The 4,843-nt window shown below is 67.3% G+C and carries 5 protein-coding genes; 2 read left to right on the forward strand and 3 right to left on the reverse strand.

Annotated features, from left to right (window positions below):
• Positions 1-87 precede the first annotated feature (87 nt).
• Positions 88-930 (reverse strand): hypothetical protein, encoded by an 843-nt coding sequence (locus ACHFGS_RS09675; RefSeq protein ID WP_394278216.1) that lies wholly within the window; start codon positions 928-930, stop codon positions 88-90.
• 4 nt (positions 931-934) lie between these two features.
• Here ACHFGS_RS09675 and ACHFGS_RS09680 point away from each other — a divergent pair, with 4 nt between their 5' ends.
• A complete protein-coding gene (locus ACHFGS_RS09680; RefSeq protein WP_394278217.1) occupies positions 935-1,834 on the forward strand; it encodes an iron chelate uptake ABC transporter family permease subunit in 900 nt (299 codons plus the stop codon).
• Positions 1,831-2,589, forward strand: coding sequence for an ABC transporter ATP-binding protein (locus ACHFGS_RS09685; protein WP_394278218.1), 759 nt, complete (start codon positions 1,831-1,833; stop codon positions 2,587-2,589). Before ACHFGS_RS09680 ends, ACHFGS_RS09685 begins: the two co-directional genes overlap by 4 nt.
• Positions 2,590-2,601: 12 nt before the next feature.
• On the opposite strand, the gene ACHFGS_RS09690 is transcribed toward ACHFGS_RS09685, so the two are convergent.
• Both ACHFGS_RS09690 and ACHFGS_RS09695 read right to left on the reverse strand, forming a co-directional pair.
• The gene (locus ACHFGS_RS09690; protein ID WP_394278219.1) at positions 2,602-3,570 is read right to left on the reverse strand and encodes a DNA-3-methyladenine glycosylase family protein; all 969 of its coding nucleotides are present in this window, start codon (positions 3,568-3,570) and stop codon (positions 2,602-2,604) included.
• A 61-nt stretch (positions 3,571-3,631) separates the two neighbouring features.
• Entirely contained in the window at positions 3,632-4,360 is a 729-nt protein-coding gene (locus ACHFGS_RS09695) for a winged helix-turn-helix domain-containing protein (RefSeq protein ID WP_394278220.1), read from the reverse strand.
• Positions 4,361-4,843 lie beyond the last annotated feature (483 nt).

Below are 4,843 nucleotides of genomic sequence, written 5' to 3' on the forward strand. Positions count from 1 at the left end.
AGACTGGTCAAGAGCCATCGTGCGTCGTGTCTTTCTGTGAGTAGCTTTAGTCGGTTCTCACTGACCATCGCACGATGGCTCACCACGTCAACGACGTGACACCCAGCACCGAGAACTACACCACCCCAGGGGACGCCACCCACCGAAGACCTTCCATCCAACGTCTCCTCGATGAACGAAGGTGATTATGATCCCGTTGACAGCGAGGCTTGTTCCGGCCTTCGTTACCTGCCCAAGGGCCTCGCTAGAGAACAAGCGCGCGTACGCCACCCGTGGCGATGCGTACCACGTATGGGCGGCGAGATTGTTGAACCCCGAGAGTAGCTCGCGCAACGAGGGGACAGTGTCATCGCTCCAGCCAGAGATCCAGCCTTCGGCGAGCGGGTCAAGCAAGACTTTGAATGCGTCGAGGTCGAAGTCTGACGGCTCCGCCCACAGTGCTGCTGCGAAGCTCCACGCGATGGACATCGGGTTGGTCCAGGGGTTGATCTCCCCGAGTTGAGCTTCCGCAGTATCGGGGTCCTCGCTCGCGTAGTGGAACACGTCCTTGCCCGTTGACTCGCTTAGAGTTCCATCCGGGCGGCGGTGCCAACGCCTGCCTTGAGCATCGGTGAAGCCGAGTCCAGCCAGGGGTGAATCGCTGTGTTCGTGCGCCGACACTCCTGTCGTGATGTCCCAATGAAATTCGCGCCGTGGAGGCAGGACTGGAACCGGGTATGGTGCCGCAAGGGGCCCGATCATGCGGGATCCGCTGAGGTGGACTTCAACGGTTGCGTTTATGACTGGTTCGTTGGACTCGTTCGCGACATGGAGAGTCACCGTACGCACGTAGGTCCGGTTCTTTGGACTCGGCGTGTAGTTCTCCGTGACCCAGACGGTGACAAGGCTGGCAGCGGCAATCCGCTCTTTCTCCCTCGCGGCGGTCATCATCGCCGTGATCGCGGTCTACCTGTTCACGGCGGTCCCCGGCTCACTGTCGTTCGCACTGAAGATCCGGGGCCTCAGCATCCTCGCGATGATCGTCGTGGCCGTCGCCGTCGGAGTCTCGACGGTCGTCTTCCACACCATCACCTCGAACCGCATCCTGACGCCCTCGATCATGGGCTTCGACGCGTTCTACATGCTCATCTCCACGACGATCGTGTTCGCGCTGGGGTCGACGGTATTCCTGCGCGCCGACCCGATCGTGCTGTGGATCGTGCAGGTGGTCGTCATGGTCGCCTTCAGCGTGTTCCTGTTCACGTGGCTCTTCGGCGGCAAACGGCGCTCGATCCATCTGATGCTCCTGGTCGGCATCGTCCTCGGCACGTTCTTCCGCAGCTTCACCGAGTGGATGCAGCGGATGCTCGACCCGGTCGATTTCCAGGTCCTCAGCGACACCGGCTTCGCCTCTCTCACCCGCCCCGATGAGACCCTGCTGCTGCTCACCGGCATCATCGTCGTCCTCGGCTGCATCGTCGTGGTCCCGCTCCTGAACACCCTCGACGTGCTGACCCTGGGCGAGCCGACCGCGGTCGGACTCGGCGTCGACCACCGTCGCGTCATCATGACGCTGTTCGCCGTCGTGTCCGTCATGGTCGCGGCATCCACCGCGCTCGTCGGTCCGATCCTGTTCTTCGGACTGATCATCGCCAACCTCGCCTACACCTACGCCGGCTCGTTCCGGCACCGCTGGACCCTGCCGACGTCGGCGCTGCTGGGCGTCCTGTTCCTCGTCGGCGGTCAGCTGGTCCTCGAGCGGGTGTTCGCCTTCGCCGCCAGTCTGTCGATCGTCATCGAGTTCGCCGGTGGGCTCTTCTTCCTCTACCTCGTGCTGCGAAAGGGGGCGCGATGATCGCGCTTCAGAGCGCCACCAAGCGCTACCACGGCCACACCGTCCTCGACGAGGTGTCCCTGACCCTCGGCGCCGAGGGCGTCACGTCGCTGATCGGCCCGAACGGGGCCGGGAAGTCGACGCTCTTCGGTCTCATCAGCCGCCTCCTCCGCGCCGATTCGGGCACCGTGACCGTCGACGGGATGGACGTGCGCACGGCCTCGTCGGCGGAGCTCGCCAAGACGATCGCGGTGCTGCGCCAGGACAACCACATCACCGCACGGCTCACCGTGCAGGACCTCGTCGAGTTCGGGCGCTTCCCGCACTCGAAGGGACGCCTCACCGTGGCCGACCGGGAGCACATCGACCGGGCGATCGCCTACCTCGACCTCGAGGGCTTCCGCACCCGCTTCCTCGATGAGCTCTCCGGCGGGCAGCGCCAGCGCGCCTACATCGCCATGGTGCTCGCCCAGGACACGAAGTACGTGCTCCTCGACGAACCGCTGAACAACCTCGACGTTCGCCACATGACCGAGATCATGAAGTTGGTGCGGCGCATGGCCGACGAGCTCGGCAAGGTCGTCATCGTCGTGCTGCACGACATCAACTTCGCCGCCACCTACTCGGACCGCATCGTCGCGATGAGCAACGGACGCATCATCGCCGACGCCCCCGTCGCAGAGATCATGCGCCCCGAGGTGCTGGCGGACGTGTACGGCACCCCGGTCGACGTCCGCGAGATCGACGGCAGGCCCGTCGCGCTGTACTACTCCTGAGGTGCTCGCGGCTCAGCGATTACGGTGATCCTCCGGGTGCAGCCGCGGGCCGCGCCGCGGCTCGACCACGCCGCTCGCGCCGATCAGTCGGATGACGCGCTGCCGGTGACCGCGCCACGGTTCGAGCAGCTCCCGCATGCCGTCGTCGTCGACGCGGGAGCCGGTGAGGGCGTACCCGACCTGGTGGGCGACGTGGTAGTCGCCGAAGCTGACGGCATCCGGATCCCCGAACGACCGGATGCGGGTCTCCGCGCTCGTCCAGACGCCCACCCCGGGGAGGTTCGTGAAGACGGTGTCGCGCTCATCTCCGGTGACCGCCGCGACGCCGGCGCGTTCGATCGACGCGCGGCGGCGGGCGGCGGCGACGATCGTGCGTGACTGGGGCGGCTCGAGGCCGGCCCGGTGCCAGGCCCAGCTCGGGATCATGCGCCAGTCGGCGGGGGTCGCGAACATCGGTCGCGGGGTCGGCCCGGGCGCAGGCTCGCCGTGGTGGGTGACGATCCAGCGCCACGCGCCGAAGGCCTGCAAGCCGGTCACCTTCTGCTCGAAGATCGCGCTCACGAGGGCGTCGAAGACGAGGTCGGTCGCCCCGATGCGCAGTCCTGGGCGCCGACGGTGCACCTCATCGATGAGCGGATGCCGCGACGCGTCGAACCCGTCGGGGTCATCATCCGCGCCGCACAGCCGCGGCAGCTGGTCGAGCGCCCAGGCGGCTCCCGGGCCCCACGCCGCCGCGCGGACGGTCTGGAGCCCTGCCCGGATCGCCGTGGTCGCGATGCCCTCGGGGGTGCGCGTGACGCGCCAGATCGTGCCGTCGGCCGCGGTGGTCTGGGTCGGATCGTGACGCCCCCGCTGCTGGTAGCGGATCGCCCCGATCACGTCGATGGCGGTGCGGGGCCGGTACTCGGCCTCGAGCGGCCGGAGCGTCGAGCCCTCGGCGGGGGTATGCCGTGGCATCCGCTCGCCCGTGCTCACCGTCATGCCGCCACCCTACGTCGCGCTCCCGACACCCGGATGGGAGCGGGAGGTGCGGTGCCCGGCGTCAGAAGCGGTCGGGCGAGGGGGTGCCGTGGCCGTAGCGGATGACGACGTCGGCGTGGCGGTCGAACCGGTAGCCGATGCCGCGCACGGTGCGGACGATGTCCTCGTAGCGACCGAGCTTCGAACGCAGGCGACGCACGTGCACGTCGATGGTGCGCTCGCCGGGAGCGTCATCGCCGTCGCTGTGGCTCCACAGCGACGACACCAGCTCGGCTCGTTCGATCGTGCGACCCTCGCGGAGAACGAGGTACTGCAACAGCTCGAACTCCTTGAAGGTGAGCGACGCGGTCTCGTTGTCGATGTGCACGCGGCGGCGGGAGATGTCGATGGTGACGCCACCGGGGACGTGCTCCTCGACGGGCTCCTCGGGCTTGGTGCGGGCGACGGCGGCGGGCTCGTGCAGGGCGAGGCGCACCACGTCGACGTCGCGGCCACCGGCACCGGCGGGTGCGAGGGCGACGGTCGCGTGCGTCTCGGCCGAGGGCGCGAGGTCGGCGATCGTGCGGCGCAGTGCGTCGACGAGGACCGAGAGGCTGACACCGTCGGTCGCGGCCTTCAGCTCGTCGAGCCCGACGTAGAGAGCGAAGCCACGGGGCGCGGTCCGCGAGGGAGCGGCGGCCGACGACGACGGGTTCTGTGCGGCGGGAGCGGATGCCGCAGGGGTGATGTCCTCGACGGCGCGGAGGTGACGGGCGGGAGCGGGACGGGAGAGGAGAGCGGAGGTCGACATGACGATGTCCTTCAGAGGAGGAACCCAAGGATCGATGCGGGTTCGGTGGTGTTGCGCGAAGACCTCAGATGAGGCCGGTGTGCGAGACATGCGGCATCCGCTTCGTGTGCGGATCGACCGGAGTCTCGGGGGTCTGCACGGCGTCGAGTTCAGATTCGACGGGCGACCCAGCGGGGATTACCGTGTCAGCGGCACATTCGGCAACACATGACAGCACGCTGCGGCATCATGATGCCGGCAGTTCCGTTCGCCTCCTGGGCGGACAGAGTGCGTGCGTAGTCAGTCATGTGGCCGATTATGACGAATCGCGTCGCTGTGTGTCAAACCGCGCACCCGCGGCGGCGGCGGTTTCAGGTTGTCAGCGCAACACCGTTGATCAGTTCGTTGATCATGTCAGCTGGTTTCCGGTAGCCGAGGGTGCGACGCGGTCTGATGTTCAGGAGTCGCTGGGTTTCGGTGAGTTCGTCGTCGGTGATCTCGTTG

This window comes from Microbacterium sp. (assembly GCF_043427715.1).
Lineage (GTDB): Bacteria > Actinomycetota > Actinomycetes > Actinomycetales > Microbacteriaceae > Microbacterium.